Annotated in this window: 18 protein-coding genes and 1 tRNA gene; 12 read left to right on the plus strand and 7 right to left on the minus strand. The window is 59.6% G+C overall.

Going from position 1 to position 18,480, the window contains the following annotated elements; translation table 11 throughout:
- Window positions 1–24: 24 nt before the first annotated feature.
- The 3 genes from typA to MUY21_RS08180 form a co-directional block, all read right to left on the minus strand.
- Window positions 25–1,848, minus strand: a complete 1,824-nt coding sequence (typA, locus tag MUY21_RS08170) for a translational GTPase TypA (protein WP_248409825.1) — start codon at window positions 1,846–1,848, stop codon at window positions 25–27.
- A gap of 137 nt (window positions 1,849–1,985) precedes the next feature.
- The gene (locus MUY21_RS08175) at window positions 1,986–2,315 is read right to left on the minus strand and encodes an SMR family transporter (protein ID WP_248409826.1); all 330 of its coding nucleotides are present in this window, start codon (window positions 2,313–2,315) and stop codon (window positions 1,986–1,988) included.
- A 21-nt stretch (window positions 2,316–2,336) separates the two neighbouring features.
- Complete coding sequence (locus MUY21_RS08180; RefSeq protein ID WP_248409827.1) at window positions 2,337–3,134, minus strand: enoyl-CoA hydratase; 798 nt, start codon at window positions 3,132–3,134, stop codon at window positions 2,337–2,339.
- A 57-nt stretch (window positions 3,135–3,191) separates the two neighbouring features.
- On the opposite strand from MUY21_RS08180, the gene MUY21_RS08185 reads away from it, so the two are divergent.
- Window positions 3,192–3,617, plus strand: a complete 426-nt coding sequence (locus tag MUY21_RS08185) for a PaaI family thioesterase (protein ID WP_248409828.1) — start codon at window positions 3,192–3,194, stop codon at window positions 3,615–3,617.
- A 52-nt stretch (window positions 3,618–3,669) separates the two neighbouring features.
- Entirely contained in the window at window positions 3,670–4,668 is a 999-nt protein-coding gene (locus MUY21_RS08190) for an SLAC1 anion channel family protein (RefSeq protein WP_248409829.1), read from the plus strand.
- A 15-nt stretch (window positions 4,669–4,683) separates the two neighbouring features.
- On the opposite strand, the gene speE is transcribed toward MUY21_RS08190, so the two are convergent.
- Both speE and speD read right to left on the minus strand, forming a co-directional pair.
- A complete protein-coding gene (gene speE / locus MUY21_RS08195; RefSeq protein WP_248409830.1) occupies window positions 4,684–5,529 on the minus strand; it encodes a polyamine aminopropyltransferase in 846 nt (281 codons plus the stop codon).
- Window positions 5,526–6,038 carry an adenosylmethionine decarboxylase gene (speD, locus tag MUY21_RS08200; RefSeq protein ID WP_248409831.1) on the minus strand — a complete coding sequence of 171 codons (513 nt, stop codon included), beginning with the start codon at window positions 6,036–6,038 and terminating at the stop codon, window positions 5,526–5,528. The genes speE and speD overlap by 4 nt, the downstream gene beginning before the upstream one ends.
- 308 nt (window positions 6,039–6,346) lie before the next feature.
- On the opposite strand from speD, the gene rplM reads away from it, so the two are divergent.
- The 4 genes from rplM to MUY21_RS08220 all read left to right on the plus strand — a co-directional run bounded on the left by rplM (window position 6,347) and on the right by MUY21_RS08220 (window position 9,782).
- Window positions 6,347–6,811 (plus strand): 50S ribosomal protein L13, encoded by a 465-nt coding sequence (gene rplM / locus MUY21_RS08205; protein WP_191284513.1) that lies wholly within the window; start codon window positions 6,347–6,349, stop codon window positions 6,809–6,811.
- 2 nt (window positions 6,812–6,813) lie between these two features.
- Entirely contained in the window at window positions 6,814–7,302 is a 489-nt protein-coding gene (gene rpsI / locus MUY21_RS08210; RefSeq protein WP_248409832.1) for a 30S ribosomal protein S9, read from the plus strand.
- A 345-nt stretch (window positions 7,303–7,647) separates the two neighbouring features.
- Window positions 7,648–9,498, plus strand: a complete 1,851-nt coding sequence (locus tag MUY21_RS08215; RefSeq protein ID WP_248409833.1) for a M10 family metallopeptidase — start codon at window positions 7,648–7,650, stop codon at window positions 9,496–9,498.
- Window positions 9,499–9,705: 207 nt separating this feature from the next.
- Window positions 9,706–9,782: transfer RNA gene (locus MUY21_RS08220), tRNA-Arg, on the plus strand.
- Between the two features lie 36 nt (window positions 9,783–9,818).
- Here the strand turns inward: MUY21_RS08220 and MUY21_RS08225 are convergent.
- Window positions 9,819–10,559, minus strand: coding sequence for a glutamine amidotransferase (locus MUY21_RS08225; RefSeq protein ID WP_248409834.1), 741 nt, complete (start codon window positions 10,557–10,559; stop codon window positions 9,819–9,821).
- 174 nt (window positions 10,560–10,733) lie between these two features.
- Between MUY21_RS08225 and MUY21_RS08230 the strand changes: the two genes are divergently transcribed.
- Together MUY21_RS08230 and MUY21_RS08235 are read left to right on the plus strand one after the other, a co-directional pair.
- Window positions 10,734–12,392 carry a tetrathionate reductase family octaheme c-type cytochrome gene (locus tag MUY21_RS08230; RefSeq protein WP_248409835.1) on the plus strand — a complete coding sequence of 553 codons (1,659 nt, stop codon included), beginning with the start codon at window positions 10,734–10,736 and terminating at the stop codon, window positions 12,390–12,392.
- A complete protein-coding gene (locus tag MUY21_RS08235) occupies window positions 12,385–13,050 on the plus strand; it encodes a cytochrome b/b6 domain-containing protein (protein WP_248409836.1) in 666 nt (221 codons plus the stop codon). The genes MUY21_RS08230 and MUY21_RS08235 overlap by 8 nt, the downstream gene beginning before the upstream one ends.
- Before the next feature lie 100 nt (window positions 13,051–13,150).
- On the opposite strand, the gene MUY21_RS08240 is transcribed toward MUY21_RS08235, so the two are convergent.
- Window positions 13,151–13,732, minus strand: coding sequence for a DUF882 domain-containing protein (locus MUY21_RS08240; protein ID WP_191284507.1), 582 nt, complete (start codon window positions 13,730–13,732; stop codon window positions 13,151–13,153).
- Between the two features lie 469 nt (window positions 13,733–14,201).
- Between MUY21_RS08240 and MUY21_RS08245 the strand changes: the two genes are divergently transcribed.
- The 4 genes from MUY21_RS08245 (at window position 14,202) to MUY21_RS08260 (ending at window position 18,422) form a co-directional block, all read left to right on the plus strand.
- The gene (locus tag MUY21_RS08245) at window positions 14,202–15,728 is read left to right on the plus strand and encodes a L,D-transpeptidase family protein (RefSeq protein WP_248409837.1); all 1,527 of its coding nucleotides are present in this window, start codon (window positions 14,202–14,204) and stop codon (window positions 15,726–15,728) included.
- Between the two features lie 69 nt (window positions 15,729–15,797).
- Window positions 15,798–16,904 (plus strand): UDP-3-O-(3-hydroxymyristoyl)glucosamine N-acyltransferase, encoded by a 1,107-nt coding sequence (locus MUY21_RS08250; protein WP_248410040.1) that lies wholly within the window; start codon window positions 15,798–15,800, stop codon window positions 16,902–16,904.
- A gap of 28 nt (window positions 16,905–16,932) precedes the next feature.
- Window positions 16,933–17,199, plus strand: a complete 267-nt coding sequence (locus MUY21_RS08255) for an acyl carrier protein (protein ID WP_248409838.1) — start codon at window positions 16,933–16,935, stop codon at window positions 17,197–17,199.
- 14 nt (window positions 17,200–17,213) lie between these two features.
- Window positions 17,214–18,422 carry a beta-ketoacyl-[acyl-carrier-protein] synthase family protein gene (locus MUY21_RS08260; RefSeq protein WP_191285270.1) on the plus strand — a complete coding sequence of 403 codons (1,209 nt, stop codon included), beginning with the start codon at window positions 17,214–17,216 and terminating at the stop codon, window positions 18,420–18,422.
- The last annotated feature ends 58 nt before the right edge of the window (window positions 18,423–18,480 follow it).

The following is an 18,480-nucleotide window of genomic DNA, read 5'->3' on the forward strand; positions in this document are numbered from 1 at the left end:
GCTTTCCTGTTTTTGTCGGGGGGATTACTGGTCGGATGACCGCGCCTGTCTTTTCCGCTCATGCGGGTCCAGATAGCGTTTGCGCAGGCGGATGTTGTTCGGCGTGACTTCGACCAATTCATCATTGTCGATATAGGCGATGGCCTCTTCCAGCGACATGGTGATCGGGGTGGTCAGGCGCACGGCCTCATCCGTGCCCGAGGCGCGGACGTTGGTCAACTTCTTGCCCTTCAACGGATTCACTTCCAGATCGTTTTCGCGGCTATGTTCGCCGATGATCATGCCCTGATATACGTCTTCCTGCGCGCCGATGAACATGCGGCCGCGATCTTCGAGGTTCCACAGCGCATAGGCGACTGAGGTACCGTTTTCCATCGAGATCAGAACGCCCGCGCGACGACCGGGGATCGACCCTTTGTGGGGTGCCCAGCCATGGAACACGCGGTTCAGAACGCCCGTGCCGCGCGTGTCGGTCAGAAACTCGCCGTGATAACCGATCAGCCCGCGTGACGGCACATGCGCAATGATTCGGGTCTTTCCAGCACCTGCGGGCTTCATCTCGGTCAGTTCGCCCTTGCGCGATCCGGTCAGTTTTTCGATCACCGCGCCGGAATACTCGTCGTCCACGTCGATGGTGACTTCCTCGATGGGTTCGACGGTCTGGCCATCCTGTTCGCGCATGATCACCTGTGGGCGCGAGATCGACAACTCGAACCCTTCGCGGCGCATGTTTTCGATCAGAACGCCCATCTGCAATTCGCCACGGCCCGAAACCTCGAACGCTTCGCCGCCGGGGGTGTCAGCGATCTTGATCGCGACGTTTGATTCAGCCTCTTTCAGTAACCGTTCACGGATCACGCGCGACTGCACCTTTTTGCCGTCGCGGCCTGCCAGCGGGCTGTCATTGATGCCGAAGGTGACGGTGATGGTGGGCGGGTCGATGGGCTGGGCGTCCAGCGGTTCATCGACGGCAAGCGCACAGATCGTGTCGGCCACGGTGGCTTTCGACATGCCTGCAAGCGAGACAATATCGCCTGCCACGGCCTCGTCAATGTCCTGCTGGGCCAGGCCACGGAACGCCTGAATGCGGGTGACGCGGAATTGTTCGATCTTCTGGCCGACACGCGACAGGGCTTGCACGGTCGCACCCACTTTAAGGCGCCCCGTTTCCACGCGACCGGTCAGCAGGCGGCCCACGAACGGATCGGCCCCCAGCGTGGTCGCCAGCATCGAGAAATCTTCGTCCTGATGGGCCAGTTGGCGCGGAGCAGGGACGTGGTTCACGATCAGGTTGAACAGCGCGTGCAGATCCTTGCGCGGCCCGTCCAGTTCGGCATCCGCCCATCCGTTGCGGCCAGAGGCATACATATGCGGGAAATCCAGTTGGTCATCATCCGCACCGAGGTTGGCGAACAGGTCGAAACACTCGTCCAGCGCCCGGTCGGGTTCGGCGTCGGGTTTATCGACCTTGTTCAAGACCACGATGGGGCGCAGACCCAGAGCCAGCGCTTTCGAGGTCACAAATTTCGTTTGCGGCATCGGGCCTTCGGCGGCGTCAACCAGCAGCACGACGCCATCGACCATCGACAGGATCCGTTCAACCTCACCCCCGAAATCGGCGTGGCCGGGGGTGTCGACGATATTGATGCGCGTGCCTTTCCATTCGACCGAGGTCGGTTTCGCGAAAATGGTGATCCCGCGCTCGCGCTCCAGATCGTTCGAGTCCATGGCACGTTCGGCGACGGCCTGGTTTTCCCGGAACGCGCCGGATTGTTTCAAAAGCTCGTCAACAAGGGTCGTCTTGCCGTGGTCAACGTGTGCGATGATCGCGATATTGCGCAGGTCCATAGGGCCACCTTAAGGGGAAAACGTATCAAACGTATGAGAAGTTAGGGGGGCGCATAGCCCGGTTGAAGGTGGAACGCCACCAAAAAAACAACTCTTGTTAATTTTCTCGCCCGGTCGGGTCCGGTGTCAATGCGGCGTCAATGCTGTGCGGATTGCGAGAAAAGGTGGATGATCAGAATCCCGCCCAGGATCATCGCAAGGCCGAAGATTGCGGGCAGGTCCAGACGCTGTCCGAACAGAGCGTATCCGATAAGGGCAATCAGTACGATGCCCAGCCCGGACCAGATGGCATAGGCCACGCCGACCGCCATGTATTTCAATGCCCAACCCAGAAGCGCAAAGCTGATCCCATAGGCCACGACCACCGTGACCGAGGGCCAGAACCGGCTGAATTGCTGGCTGGCTTGCAGGGCTGTGGTGCCGATGGTTTCCGCAACCACCGCAAAGAACAGGATCAGGTAAGGCATGGCGACCTCGCGTCGTTGGGGTTAGCGGGACTGGTCCCAATCCGGTTTGCGCTTTTCGATAAAGGCGCTGATGCCTTCTTCGGTGTCGCGCAGCATCATGTTTTCGACCATCGCGGCACCGGCGAAAGCATAAGCGGCTTCAAGCGACATATCGGCCTGATCATAGAACCCGGCCTTGCCGATCTTGACCGCCGCGCCCAGCTTCGAGGCGACGGTTTGCGCCAATTCGTCGGTGGCGGCGCGCAAGTCTTCGGGCGGCACCACGCGGTTGACCAACCCGACCTCGCGGGCGCGGGTGGCGTCAATGAACTCGCCCGTGGTCAGCATTTCAAACGCCACCTTGCGCGGCACATTCCGGGTTAGCGCCACCATCGGGGTCGAGCAGAACAGCCCGATATTCACGCCATTCACGCCAAACCGCGTGCCTTCGGCGGCCACGGCCATGTCGCAGGTCGCCAGCAACTGGCATCCGGCGGCGGTGGCGATCCCGTGAGCCTGGGCGATGACGGGCTGGGGGAGGCGGGGGATCATGCACATGACCTCGGCGCAGCGGTCGAACAGGTCTTTGAAGTACGCAGCCCCGCCATCCTCGGCCTGTCGTCCGGCCGTCATTTCCTTCAGGTCATGGCCCGCACAGAACACCTTGCCCGCGCCCGCGATCACGACTGCACGAATGCTGTCATCCTGTGCCAGTGCCTCGAACTCGGCCTTCAGCGCGGCCAGCATCGCATCCGACAGCGCGTTCAGCGCGCCGGGGTTGTTCAGGGTCAAACGCGCAACTGACGCTGCGTCCTCGCGGATCAATAGGGGCTCTGACATCTTGTCCTCGCTCGTTGTTCTGGCCCACGATAGGCGGGAAATTCACGGGGGGAAACCATGCAGTTGGAAATGTCGCGCGACGAGCTTCAGTCTTTCATGGAGACCGCGTTTCCGCAGGTCGCCCCCGACTTCGAAGTGGCGGATGTGGCACCAATGCAGATCACTGTCCGCACCCGGATCGGCGACAAGCATTTGCGCCCCGGCGGTACCGTGTCGGGGCCGACGATGTTTGCGCTGGCGGATGTGTCGATCTATCTGGCGATCCTGGCGATGATCGGGCCGAAGGCGTTGGCCGTAACCACCAATTGTTCGATAGATTTCATGCGCAAACCGGCGGCGGATACCGATCTGGTGGCGCATGCGCGGCTGCACAAGCTGGGGCGTGTGCTGGCGGTAGGGGATGTTCTGATCCATTCCGAAGGCAATGACGCACCCGTGGCCCGCGCCAGTTTGACCTACTCGATCCCGCCGGAACGGGCTTGACCGCCGGCGGGGATTGACGCACCACCATAAGGACGCAAGCGACGAGGCCCCCATGTCCGAGCAGACCACCACAGCCCCCGATCCGATCACGCCCCCGGCCGAGACAAGCCGCCTGGCGCATTTTCCGGTGACGTTCTTTGCCATCGTCATGGGGCTGATGGGCTTTACCCTGGCACTGCATGCCGGGGCGCCCGCCGCCCGGTGGCTCGCCCATGCGTCCTCGCTGATCCTGCTGGTCGGCGGTGCGGTGTTCCTGACCATCGCGGGCTTCTATCTGGCAAAGGCGCTGCGGTATCCGGCGATGGTGGCCGAGGAATGGCACCACCCGGTGAAGCTTGCCTTCTTTCCGACGATCACGGTGTCGATGCTGCTGATGGCCACCGCCGTCTTTCCGTACAACGAAACGGCGGCGACATGGATCTGGCTGGCCGGGGTTGCGGGGCAGGGGGTGCTGACCATCGCGGTTGTGTCGGGCTGGATCAGCCATCGCAGTTTTCAGGTCGGTCACCTGACGCCTGCATGGTTCATCCCGGCGGTCGGCAACGTGATCGTGCCCATCCTTGGTGCGCGTATCGGGTATATCGAAGTCTCGTGGCTGTTCTTCTCGGGGGGCATCATTTTCTGGATCGTCCTGCTGACCCTTGTGATGAACAGGTTGATCTTTCACGATCCGATCGTCGCCCGGCTGTTTCCGACGATGGTGATCCTGATCGCCCCGCCCGCAGTCGCCTTTCTGGCCTATGTCAGCATGACAGGAACGGTGGACGGATTTGCCCGCGTCCTGCTGAACGCGGGCTATATCTTCGCTGCGCTGGTGGTGGTTCAGGTGCCGAAACTGGCGAAGCTGCCTTTTGCGCTCAGTTGGTGGGCGCTCAGCTTCCCGCTGGCCGCGCTGGCCATAGCGTCGCTCAGGTTTGCGCAGCTTGAGGGCGCGCGCGGACATCAGGCCATCGGCATGCTGATCCTGGCGCTGCTGGTCGTGGTGATTGCCGGGCTGATCTGGCGCACCATGTTTGCCATCCTGCGCGGAGAGGTGTGCCGCCCGGAATAGGGCGGCAGTCCGGCTTTAGGGGATCAGCCGCGCCACATAAGGGGGCAGGGCAAAGGCACTCTTGTGCACCTCGGGTGTGTAGTAATCTGTCTTGATCGCGGAGGCCGCAAACCTTTCCTTCAACACCTCGACGGATACGTGGCGCGCATCGCTGTCGGTGCCCCAGCCAAACGCCATCGGCCCGCCCGCATAGGTCGGGATGGTGGCGAGATAGCAGGTTGCGTCCGAGAACAGCGACTGAAAGGCGCGCATGGTGCCGGTCAGCTCGTCGCCTTGCATAAACGGCACGCCGTTTTGCGTGACCAGAATGCCACCGGGGGTCAAGGCCTTCTTGGCGTGACCATAGAAGTGATCGGTAAACAGAACCTCGCCCGGACCGATCGGATCAGTGCTGTCGACGATGATCACGTCAAACCCGCCATCGGTCGTGCGCATGAAATCCGCGCCATCCGCGATCACCAGGTTCAGACGCGGATCGTCAAAGGCCCCACGGCTGAGCTGCGGCAGGTATTCCTTTGAGAACTCCACCACGCCCGCGTCAATTTCCACCATGGTCACCTGCTCGACAGACGCATGATCCAACACTGCGCGCGCCATGCCGCCGTCGCCGCCGCCGATGATCAGCACGCGCTTGGCTGCCCCATGCGCCAGGATCGGTACATGGGTCAGCATCTCGTGATAGATGAAATTGTCGCCTTCGGCGGTCTGCACCACGTCATCCAGCGTCAGAACCCGGCCAAACGTGCCGTTCTGAAACACTTTCAACCGCTGATGCTCGGTCTTGCTGTCGTAAAGCATCTCTCCGATGCGCAGCGACTGGGCATAATCGTCGTGCAGCTTCTCGGTCAGCCAGTCGCTCATGCCGCAACCTCGGCCTGTACGATCCCGTCGCCCCGCAAGAGTTCCTTGACCCGCACGTTATCGGTGCCGAAGGCCGCCTTCAGGACATCCACCGATTTCCACGGCTGCGCGTCACCACACATAAAGACGTCAAACGCGCCATAGCCGATTTCCGGCCAGGTGTGCACCGAGATATGGCTTTCCGCCAACACCGCCACTCCGCTTACCCCTTGTGGGCTGAACTTGTGGGTGTGGATGTGCAGAAGCGTGGCCCCGCAGGTGTCGACGCAATCGCGAAACGCCTGTTGAATGCGGTCTTCGTCGTCCAGCCCGTGGCCGTCCAGAACCTCGATGATCAGATGCGTGCCCGCATAGACCTTGTCACCCTTGCGGATGAAATGGTCATCACGGTCGTCATCCATGAGATCACATGCAATATTTGAATTGGCCGCAATCGGGCCAAGTGAGCCTTCCTCGTGGGCGCCTGTCTCCAGACCGATCCCCAGTTGGAAGAGGTCCGCATCTTTCATAATGCTCCCCTTCGTTACCAGCAGTTCGTTCCAGTCGGTCCCTTAGCGCCCCCCCGTTTGTCCGGGGTTGGGATCGGTCCCTCATGTGGGGCGCCATTTAGGGGGGGTGATCGAGTCGCGCAAGACCTTTCTTTGATTTTACCAGATCCGGCCTTTTTTGGCAGAAGTGCGTCGGGGCAAGGTGGGGTAAAATAATACCATAATTATAAGTGTCTGTAAACGTACATAAAAACCAACACTTTGTCGCTTGACCTGCAGATGGAAATCACTAAAACCACCGCATCCGTAACCCAATCAGGGCTGAACACATGAAAACCTTTTCTGCAACGCCTGCAGATATCGACAAGAAATGGATCCTGATCGACGCCGAAGGCGTTGTTCTGGGCCGTCTTGCGTCGATCATCGCAATGCGTCTTCGGGGCAAGCACAAAGCCTCGTTCACGCCGCATATGGACATGGGTGACAATGTCATCGTGATCAATGCGGACAAAGTGCAAATGACCGGCAAGAAGCGCACCGACAAAGTGCACTACTGGCACACCGGTTATCCGGGCGGTATCAAATCCCGCACCGCTGGCCAGATCCTTGAGGGCGAGCACCCCGAGCGTCTGTTGACCAAAGCCGTTCAGCGCATGCTGCCCGGCGGTCCCTTGAGCCGCAAGCAGATGACCAATCTGCGCGTCTATGCCGGCGCCGAGCATCCGCACGAGGCGCAAAGCCCCGAAGTGCTGGATGTGAAATCCATGAACGCCAAAAACACGCGTGAGGGCTGATCATGACTGAAGAGATCAAAACACTCGAAGACCTGAACGCCGTTGCCGAAGGCACCGAAGCCGTGGTTGAAACCGCTGCCCCGCGCGAGCCTGTTCGTGACGAGCTGGGCCGCTCCTACGCCACCGGCAAACGGAAAGACGCGGTTGCCCGCGTATGGATCAAGCCGGGTTCCGGCAAGGTTTCCGTGAACGGCAAGGACATGGACAAGTATTTCGCCCGTCCCGTTCTGCAACTGATCGTGCGCCAGCCCGAGCAAGTCGCCGGCGTGGAAGGCGAGTTTGACGTGGTTGCCACCGTCAAGGGCGGCGGTCTGTCCGGTCAGGCCGGTGCCGTGAAGCACGGGATTTCGAAAGCGCTTCAACTTTACGAACCCAGCCTGCGCGGCGCCCTGAAAGCCGCCGGATTCCTGACCCGCGACAGCCGCGTCGTGGAACGGAAGAAATACGGTAAAGCCAAAGCCCGTAAGAGCTTCCAGTTCTCGAAGCGTTAAGTCAGCTTCTTTTTCTCGGCAAAACGAAAAACGTCCGCTGTTGCGGGCGTTTTTTTTGGCCGTGAAGCGCGGTGCTTTGTCGCGCTCAAAAGACCTGACTCTGCGGTCTCGGGCTTAACTTACGCTAATTTGGCAACATCATTGCAATTGTTGCGAGATCCTCAACAAACTCGCATTCTTTGAAAACCAAAGCCGATTTTGATCTGGTCTGAACCCAAACCCTGGGCTAAGTTCTACCCGCGAAAATTGTTCAAGTTCGGATGGACCTCGCCTGTGACATTCTGCGCATGGTTGCAATCACGAGGATTCAGCTGTCTGAACCTATAACCAGAGATTGAGTAGAGCATGCAACACAAGTCATTGAGTACGCTGGCAAATTACCTTGTTTCAGGGTTTTGGAACGAACAGGGATATTCGGGTTTGAAGTGGAACCTGACTGGGTACGGCAATGATCCGCAGTATGGCAAACTGACCTATTCGGTCAGTTCGAACTGGTTTGATGGCGATGGGCTTTCGGCAGGACGACGTGAAATGGTGCGCGACGCCTTCGATTACCTGTCGAATGTCACTGGAATCAGATTTGTCGAGACATCGTCATACAACTATGCCGATATCTCCTTCGGTGACGAAGACGGTGGCGCATATGCGGGTCTTCAGGACAGTGACGGTGGCGGCTTTGCGGATTACGGTTATGTAAATGTCAGCAGCTCCTGGGACTCCGGTTCGACCAGCAGGACCAGCTATGCAATGCAGACCATCCTGCACGAAATTGGTCACGCGCTTGGGCTTGGGCATATGGGCCAATATGATGGGTGGGCGGATTATCCCTGGGATGCGAAGTTCACCAATGACAGCTGGCAGAACAGCATCATGTCGTATTTCTCGCAAAGCGAAAACTACAATGTCGATGCCAGCTATGCCTATCTGCAAACCTATATGGCAGCGGACCTTCTGGCGCTGAACCGCATGTATGGCGGACAGTCCCATAATGGTGTCACCTTCGGGACGTCGAACGCGTTCAAGGGCAATACCATCTATGGGTTCAACACGAATATCTCGCAAAACAGTGATCCCTTCTTGGCGCGCTTGAAAAATAATGCGGATACCAACGCCTATACGATCGCGGATGGCGGTGGTTATGACACCTTCGATTTCTCGGGCTGGGATGACAATCAGACGATCAACCTGAACATTTCTTGGCCGGGAAAGGGCAAGCCGACCACCTCCAGCATTGCCGGACTGAAAGGTAACCTGGCATTGTCAGTTGGCACCGTAATTGAAAAGGCAATAAGCGGGGGGGGTGATGACAAGATCTACGGAAACAAGAAGTCGAATACGCTGATTTCAAACGAAGGCGACGACAAGATCTACGACTACGGTGGGAACGACAAGATCTATAGCGGCCCCGGAAATGACAAGATCTATGCCTCATCAGGGAATGATGTGATCAAGGGCGGTAAGGGATCGGACTGGCTACTGTTTACCACCTCGAAAAAAGCGACACTCAATCTTGAAAATACCGGCGCCCAGAATACCGGTTACGGTCGCGATACGGTTTCCAGCATCGAGAATGTGTGGGGCGGTAAATCCGCGGACAAGATTTACGGCAACGATGCCAGTAATTTCCTCGTCGGCAACACGGGCGATGACTCTCTGTACGGACGCGAGGGAAACGACAAGATCTACGGTGGTCGGCATAGCGATAAACTTCTTGGGGGCAAAGGCGCGGATCAGATCTATGGCGGCAAAGGGTATGACGTGATGTATGGGGAGACCGGCGATGACCTTTTGATCGCCGGGCCACATCGTGACAAGCTGTTTGGCGGAAAAGGTGAAGACACATTGGTCGGTGGCGAAGGTTTTGACCGGATGTACGCGGGCATCGACAATGATCGCGATGTGTTTGTTTTCTACGAGGTCGAAGAAAGCGCCACAGGGTCATATCGTGACCAGATTTATCAGTTCGACAGTGGCGAAGACGATCTAGACCTCGCCGCAATTGATGCCAGCGTGAATCTGGCCGGGGATCAGGCTTTCGTGTTCTCCAAATCCGGTGCCCAGGCGCACGCCGTCTGGACTGTGGATGTCGGTTCGGACACATTGGTGCGAGCCGATATCGACGGTGATGCAAAGGCCGATTTTGAGGTTTTGGTGGTCGGCGTGGACACGTTGTACGGGTCCGACTTCATCCTCTGATCAGGGCGTGTCGTTCTGCAGGAGCGTGGGCGTCAGGCATTTTGCACATGGCGTTTCACGCGGGACGGGTCTGCTTGCTCCGCCGCTAAACCGCCGACGGTAAACCAATGTCCGCGCTTGATTTTCGTTGATTGGCGGTCGCCCGTCCTTTTCATGTTGCGGCAGGCAGGGCGATGGCCTATATCCGCGCCAGACCCAGTGTCACTGGCACCCGTAGCTCAGCTGGATAGAGCGCTGCCCTCCGAAGGCAGAGGCCAGAGGTTCGAATCCTCTCGGGTGCGCCATAAACTCTGCTTGGAAAACGTGTGTCGGCGGTCCGGTCAGGCCCGGTACCGCGTCACGAAATTGTGCAGGATCCGTGCGGGCGCGTGGACATTCGCGGCGTGCACCATGTCGACAAGCGCCTCGGCCTCTTCCGGTGGGAAATAACCGTGGTGCTTGTAAATGCCGATCCGGGTTTCGAAACTGTGGGCGTCGGCTTCGGGGTGAAACTGAGTGGCATAGACGTTCTGCCCATGACGTATCATCTGGAACGGGCAACGGGGGGACGCGACCAAATGGTGGCACCCGTCGGGCAGGTGCTGCATGGCCTCCTTGTGGCCCACGAAGGCCTCGAACCGGTCGGGAATGCCGTCGAGCAGCGGATCATTTCGCCCTTCAGGCGTGACCTCGCAGGGGCTGGCGCTGACGGGTTCGCCATATTGGTCTTTTGTCACTGAACCGGGCGCCAGGTGATGGCCCAGTATGCCTATCCCATAGCAGCAGCCCAGAAACGGAATGTCCTGAGCGGTGATCTGCGGCATCAGGGAAAGGCATTGCGCTTCGATCCGCGCCTCGACCGAAGATTTCTGACCGGGCGCATCGGACACGCAGCCCGGCCCGCCCCCGACGATGACCCCGGAATATTCGCCAAGCCGAAGACTGGCGGGAATGTCCTGTTGATCCAGCCGGATGCGATGCACCTGGTCCGGTTCCAGCCCGCCCTTGGACAGAAACGCGCGAAATTCGTCATCCGACGCATCGGTTTCCGGGCGCAGTTGCAGGATCAGAAATGGTTTCATGGCGCCTCTCATCGCAGATCGGCCGACGATGGCAAACAGGCGGGTCCGGGTCAATCGCCCGGCGCGGGTGGTGCGGCATTTTGGCAGTAGGTGTGCTTTGCTGTCTCTGATACATATTAGAATAGCAGAATGTAATCCTCCGCCGCGCGAACCGGAGTTGAGGAAGGCTGAGCCATGAAGAAAATACTTGCACCGATTCTGACGCTTGCCTTGATGGTCGGGGCGGGCGGTTTTGCCGCTGCCGAAGATCAGGCCGCAGCGCCAACCCCGCCAGCCGCAACAGCTCTGTCGATTTCCAGTGCGACGGCGGACCACACGAAATTCGACATCCTGAAAAAGCCCTTTGCCTCGGGGCCGGAAGTGACCGAGGCCTGCGTCAGCTGCCACACGGAAGCCGACGACCAGATCATGCATTCGATCCATTTCGAATGGAAATATAACAGCGATAGCGGCCAGACGCTGGGTAAATCCAAGGTGATCAATGCCTTCTGTGGCAACGTGGCCGGGAACGAGGCCCGCTGCACATCGTGCCATGCGGGTTATGGATGGGACGATATGTCAAAGACGCCCGCGCAGGCGGGGGTTACGCCCGATTGCCTGGTCTGTCACGACCGGTCGGGTCAGTATACCAAGACCGCCACAGGCGCCGGGCACCCGCCGCTTGAGCCGGTGAAGGCCGGCACCAAGACCATCACGGGGGCGGCAGCCTGGCCTGTGGATTTGTCCAAGGCGGCGCAATCTGTCGGGATGCCGGGGCGCGACAATTGCGGGAACTGCCATTTCTATGGTGGCGGTGGCGACAACGTGAAACACGGTGACCTGAGTTCGGCGCTGTATAACCCGCCGAAAGCCGTCGATGTGCACATGTCGCCCGACGGGCTGAACTTCACCTGCTCGACCTGCCATGTGGAGGACAAGCACAACTGGGCCGGATCACGATATGACACGGTGGCCAAGGATGTGATCGGGCGCGGCAAGCCGGGGGCGGTGCGCACGGCGGCGACCTGTGAAAGCTGCCACGACAGCGACCCGCACCCTTTGACCCTCAAAGGTGTGAAGCTGAACGATCACACCGACAAGCTGGCCTGTCAAAGCTGCCACATCCCAGAATTCGCGCGCGGTGGCGTCGCCACCAAGACCTATTGGGACTGGTCGACCGCAGGCCGCATGGGCGCCGATGGCAAACCGATGCACGAGTCAAACTTCGTGCAGTCCGACGGGAAAGAGCTGCACACCTATCTGTCCACCAAGGGTGATTTCAAATGGGGCGAGGACGTGGTGCCGCATTACGCCTGGTTCAACGGTCATGTGGAATATGCGACCGGAGAACAGATCGACCCGACCGCCCCGGTCGAAGTGAACCGCATCAACGGATCCCCCGGCGGCGCGGACAGCCGCATCTGGCCCTTCAAACGGATGGAAGGGCGGCAGGCCTATGACACGGACAGCAACAAGCTGGCGTATTCGCATGTCTGGGGGCCAACCACCGATACGGCCTTCTGGACCAATTTCGATTGGCCCAAGGCGATCGAGGCGGGCATGAAAGCGGCCGGGCAGGACTATTCTGGTCATTTCGATTTCGTCGATACTGAGATGTATTGGCCGATCACCCATATGGTCGCCCCGGCCGAGGACGCTTTGGACTGTGCGGCCTGTCACGCGCAGGACGGGCGGCTGGACGGGATCGCCGCGGTCTATATGCCCGGCACCGAACCGCGTTCGCCGGTGGGTCTGTTGGGCATGGCGCTGGTGGCGCTGACAATTCTGGGTGTGGGGCTGCATATCATCTTGCGCCTTGCTGGTGGCCGAAAAGGAGACACAGATCATGGCTAGGCGCGTCGTCAAGGTTTACCCCCGCTTTGAACGTCTGTGGCACTGGACACAGATGGTGATGATCATGATCCTGATGTTTACCGGGTTCGGGTTGAACGGTGTGCATTCGCTTCTGCCTTTCGGCCCGGCGGTGATGCTGCACACCATCGCGGCGCTGGTGCTGCTGGCGGTCTGGATCTTCGCCACCTTCTGGCTGTTCACCACCGGCACCTGGCGGCAGTTCGTGCCGCAGCTTGAAGGATTGTTTCAGATGGCGCGGTTCTATGCCTATGGGGTCTTTCGTGGCGAGGAGCCACCCTATCGGAAAGTTTTCTGGCGCAAGCACAACCCGCTTCAGGCCCTGACCTATTTCGGGCTGAAAGTGTTGGTGTTTCCGGCCATCTGGGGCTCAGGTCTGCTGTATCTGACCTATAATCTCTGGGCCGCCGAAGAAGGGTCGAGCTTTGCGCTTTATGTGATCGCGAATGTGCACCTGCTGGCCGCCTATGTGATCGCCGCCTTCGTGATCACGCACGTTTATCTTCTGACGGTGGGGCATGGGTTCCGGTCGCATGTGCGCCCGATGGTGACGGGATATGATTTCATCGACCTGACGCCCGAGCAGGAGGCTTATCTGGAATCCAACGAACCCGGTCGCCTGATGCCCAAGGAAAACTGATACACTCGCACAAAAAAGAAAAGGCCCTCGCTACCGGGGGCCTTTTTCGTCTGTGCAATTTTCCGGAAAGGGATCAGAGTAGGGTCAGGGCGGGGCGGTGTCACCGGCCCCAGCTGCGCACCACGCCGCAATCCATATGCACGAAGTTCGACCCGGAATACTTGCCGACGCCACCACCATTGCAGGCAACGGCGGCCTTGAACATCTGGTTGACCGAGCGGGATTTCAGCCGCAGATCGGCCGCCTGGCCCTTCATGTGCAACGAGTTCTTGGCCACCCCGCGCGACCGTGACCGCAGCATCGCGTTGGTCTTGGGCGAGCGATAGCCTGACAGCATCATGTAAGGTTCGCGCACATCCAGAAGCCCATGCGCGGCGGCCATGATGTCCACCGTTCGGGTGTCAATCTTGATCGACTGATCGGTGCGCCAGTCGCGCATGAAATGATTGATCTCTTTCAGTGCGTCCTTGATGTATTTGCCTTCGATCCAATAGATCATGTTGATCGATTCACCGGTGCGCCCGGAATACATGGCGAGCCGGCGAACATCGCCCCCGCCACGCAGAAAGCCTGCGGCATTTGCATACATCGGTGCAGCGGTCACTGCCGTGGCGGCAAAGGCCCCCAGCAATCCGCGGCGTGTCAAAATGGATTTAGATCCGACCGAATTGTCGATAGTCATGTCCCAGCGTGTCCCGTCGCTTGCCTGTTTTAGTGCCTGAAACGGATCGTTGTCCATTCAGGTTAACAAGTGTTTAGCCTCTTCCCCAAGCTTGCCGAACTTATGGCACAACTCGAATCGCGGGCCAAGCGAAGATTTGGGGTGCTTAACCTGTTCAAGCAAAATCGGCAAAATTTTGCTGAAATCACTGAAAAAGTGGTAAATCGTGACCAAAACACGTCAAAGCGCGGGGCGCATGGCACAGGCTTGGAGAACACGCTTTTTAATCGGCTTTGTGAATGGACTTGCGCCTGCCAATCATGGATGATCTGGGATTATACGCAGGTACACTACTATTGGGCGAATTATGATTTCAAACGCGCTGCCACAACGTCGTGCCAACCCCCGTACGACAATTTTTGCGACTTTGATGGGGGCTTTGTTTCTGACCGGATCCATTGCACCGGTTACGGCACAATCCAAGAACAATATGGCTGGTCAGACCAAAGTGTCAGCCTTTGCGCAAGCTGTGGCCGAAGCCGCGGCGCGCGACACTGAAATTGCTGCGTTTTATCGCAACAATGGCTATCAGCCGATCTGGACCGGATCGCAGCCGCAGGATCTTGCACGCCGGGCGGCGCTGCTCAGGGCGCTTTCAGGTGCGGCTGATCACGGCCTGCCGGATTTCAACACGGCCGAGTTGAACGCCCGCCTGCGCAACGTCGCCAGCCTGCGCGATCTGGGCCGCGCCGAGGTCGAGCTGTCGAAGCTGTTTCTCAGCTATGCGCAAGGGGTCAGCAGTGGCGTACTGACACCCTCGAAGGTGGACAGCGGGATCGTGCGCAAGGTGCCCAGACAGGATGGGGCGGCACTGCTGGCGGGGTTTGTGTCCTCGGATCCCACCCGGTTTCTGAAGGCGCTGCCGCCGAAATCGCCGGAATATGCGAGACTGATGAAGGAAAAGCTGCGGCTGGATCATCAGATCGCCCATGGCGGATGGGGTGCGCCTGTGCCTGCCAGTTCCCTCAAACCGGGGCAAGCGGGGGCATCGGTCGTGGCCCTGCGCAACCGCTTGATCCGCATGGGATATCTGAGCCGCTCGGCCAGCCAGTCTTATGATGCGACCATCCAGAAAGCGGTGCAGCAGTTTCAGGAAGATCACGGGTTGACCACCGATGGTGTGGCCGGTCCGGGCACGATGGATGAAATCAACACCACGCCCGAGGCGCGTCTGGCGTCGATCATCGTCGCGATGGAGCGGGAACGCTGGACCAATATGGAGCGCGGCAAGCGTCATATCTGGGTCAACTTGACGGATTTTACCGCAAAGATCGTCGATGGCGGGCGGGTGACCTTCACCACGCGGTCGGTGATCGGCAAGAACATCCACGATCAGCGCAGCCCGGAATTTTCGGATGTGATGGAATTCATGGTGATCAACCCCACCTGGAACGTCCCACGCTCGATCGCGACGAAAGAGTATCTGCCGATGCTCAAGCGCAATCCGAACGCGGTGAGCCATCTGAAACTGATCGACAGCCGGGGGCGCGTGGTCAACCGGTCTGCGGTGAACTTCAACGCGTTTTCCGCGAAATCCTTCCCGTTTGCGATCAAACAACCACCGTCCAGCCGCAATGCGCTGGGGCTGGTCAAGTTCATGTTTCCCAACAAATACAACATCTATCTGCACGACACGCCCTCCAAAAGCCTGTTCGGGCGCGAGGTGCGGGCGTTCAGCCATGGGTGCATCCGGCTGAGTGATCCGTTCGATTTTGCCTATGCACTGCTGGCGCGGCAAACCTCCGACCCTGAAGGCACCTTCCACAAGGTTCTGAACACCGGACGCGAAACGCGGGTTGACCTGGAACAGCCGGTGCCGGTGCATCTGGTCTATCGTACCGCCGTGGCGCCAGCGAAGGGGCGCATGAATTATCGTCGTGACGTTTATGGGCGCGATGCCCGGATCTGGGAGGCATTGCAAAACGCCGGGGTGGCGCTCGGCCACGCAGACGGGTAAATCCTTGGGCAAAGTCGGTGGGGCAGATCGCCTTCTGACAATGGACAAGGGAAACAGATGCGGGATCAGATGCAGTTCACACTTTCAGACATTGCCGCCTCACTGGGGGTCGAGGTCATGGGCAATGGTGACATTGTCCTGGTTGGTGCGGCAGAGCCCGGCGATGCCAGCCCCGATCAGCTGGCGCTGGCGATGGACCCGAAATATGCCGACGGGATTGCCAAGGGGCGCGCCCGTGCGGCACTTCTGTGGGTCGGGGCCGACTGGCAGGCGCTTGGGCTTGAGGGGGCGATTTGCCTGAACCGGGGCAAGGCGGCGATGCCACTGCTGACACGGGCATTGGACCCCGGACTTGGCATTGCCGAGGGTATTCACCCGACCGCTGTCGTTGATGACACGGCAAGAATCGGTCCCGGTGCGCGTATCGGCCCGTTGGCCGTGATCGGCGCGAATGTCACCATCGGCGCACGGGCCACGATCGCGCCTCACGCCTCGGTCGGCTATGGCACGGTGATCGGCGATGACCTTGTGCTGCATCCCGGCGCGCGCATTGCGCATCTGTGCACCATCGGAAATCGTTATATCGGCCAGTCCAACTCGGTCGTGGGCGGGGATGGATTTTCCTATGTCACGCTCGACAAGGAAAGCGCGGTGGAAAGCCTGCGGGGCGGCATGGCCGAAGGCGAAAAAGCTGTCGCTGTCGAGGGAAGCCACCACTGGGCAAGGGTTCATTCGCTGGGCGGGGTCGAGGTTGGGGATGACGTCGAACTGGGGGCGAGTTCGACCATCGACCGCGGCACCATTCGCGCCACCCGCATCGGGCGCGGCACCAAGATCGACTGCCAGGTGCAGGTGGGTCATAACGCCGATGTTGGCGAAGACGTGATGATGTGCGGTAATGTCGGTGTGTCCGGGTCCGCCAAGATCGGCAACCGCGTCGTCTTGGGCGGCAAGGTTGGTGTCAGCGACAATATTTTCATCGGCGATGATGTAATTGCGGGCGGCGGCACCAATATCTACACCAACGTGCCGGCAGGGCGCGCGGTGCTGGGCAGCCCGGCGGTGAAGATCGAGACCGAGATGGCCATTCGCCGCGAATTGCGCCGCTTGCCACGCTTGGCCGAGACGCTGCGTGAGCTTCAGAAAACTGTTTCAAAACTCGTGGACAAGGATTAGAGATCCGTAAAACGCGAAAGGGTATATCATGTCGGACAATATCAAGGACCGCGTGATCGCCATTCTGGCAGAACAGGCCATGTTGGAACCGGGTGATATCTCGCCCGAGCAATCGCTGGAAGACCTGGGCATCGACAGTCTTGGGCTGGTCGAAAGCATCTTCGCCATTGAAGAGGCGTTCGATATCTCGGTGCCGTTCAATGCAAATGACCCGACCGAAGGCGATTTCGACATATCCTCGGTCGATGCAATCATCCGTGCGGTGCAGGGCCTGGTTGCCACGCAGGCTGCGTGACCGTGAGCGGTCACATGCGCCGGGTCGTGATCACCGGTCAAGGCACCATCAACGCATTGGGCCGCAATGTTCCCGAAACGCTTGCGGCGATGCGGGACGGGCGCTGTGGCATCAGTGACCTGGAGTTTCAGGACGTGGAACGGCTGTCGATCCGGATCGGTGCGCAGATCAAGGGCTATGAACCGGAAGCCAGTTTCAACCGCCAGCAGATCGCGCTTTATGATCGGTTCACACAGTTCACTTTGTTGGCCGCCCGTGAAGCCATCGGACAATCGGGGCTGAGTTTCTCGGGCGAGCTGGCGACCCGCTCCGGTGTGGTTCTGGGCACCTCGGGTGGCGGGATGAACACGTTGGACGAGAATTATCGCACCGTCTACGAGGACGGCAAGAACAGGGTGCATCCCTTCGTCGTGCCCAAGCTGATGAACAACGCCGCCGCCAGCCACGTGTCGATGGAATGGAACCTGAAGGGGCCGAGCTTCACCGTGGCCACTGCCTGCGCCAGTTCTAACCATGCGATGGGGCAGGCGATGCAGATGATCCGGGGCGGGATGGCCGATGTGATGATCACCGGCGGGTCCGAGGCGATGCTGTGCTTTGGCGGGATCAAGGCCTGGGAAGGCTTGCGGGTCATGTCGAAAGACGGCTGCCGCCCGTTCTCGGCCAACCGAAACGGCATGGTGCAGGGCGAAGGCGCGGCGGTGTTCGTGTTCGAAGACTATGACCACGCCCGGGCTCGCGGGGCCGAGATATTGGCGGAAGTTGTCGGGTTTTCAATGACATCTGACGCGGCAGATATCGTCATGCCCTCAAAGCAAGGCGCATCGCGGGCGATTGTGGGCGCGATGCGGGACGCGGGCCTGAACCCCGAGGATGTGGGCTATGTCAACGCGCATGGCACCGGCACGACAGCGAATGACAAGACCGAATGCGCGGCGGTGGCTGACGCGTTTGGGCATCACGCCGATGATCTGATGATTTCGTCCACCAAGTCGATGCACGGGCATCTTATCGGCGGCACCGGCGCGGTCGAGCTTCTGGCTTGTATCATGGCGCTGCGGGACGGCGTGATCGCCCCCACGATCGGTTACGAAGAACCCGACCCGGAATGCGCGCTGGACGTGGTGCCCAACGTGGCGCGCGATGTGAAGGTTGAGGCGGCGCTGTCAAACGCTTTCGCATTTGGCGGATTGAACGCGGTGCTGGCCCTGCGCGCGGCCTGATCGACCACGGCCTGAGCAATTAAAAACGCCGCCCGGTTGGGGGCGGCGTTGTCTGTTT

Source organism: Aliiroseovarius sp. S2029, from assembly GCF_023195575.1.
Classification (GTDB): Bacteria; Pseudomonadota; Alphaproteobacteria; order Rhodobacterales; family Rhodobacteraceae; genus Aliiroseovarius; species Aliiroseovarius zhejiangensis.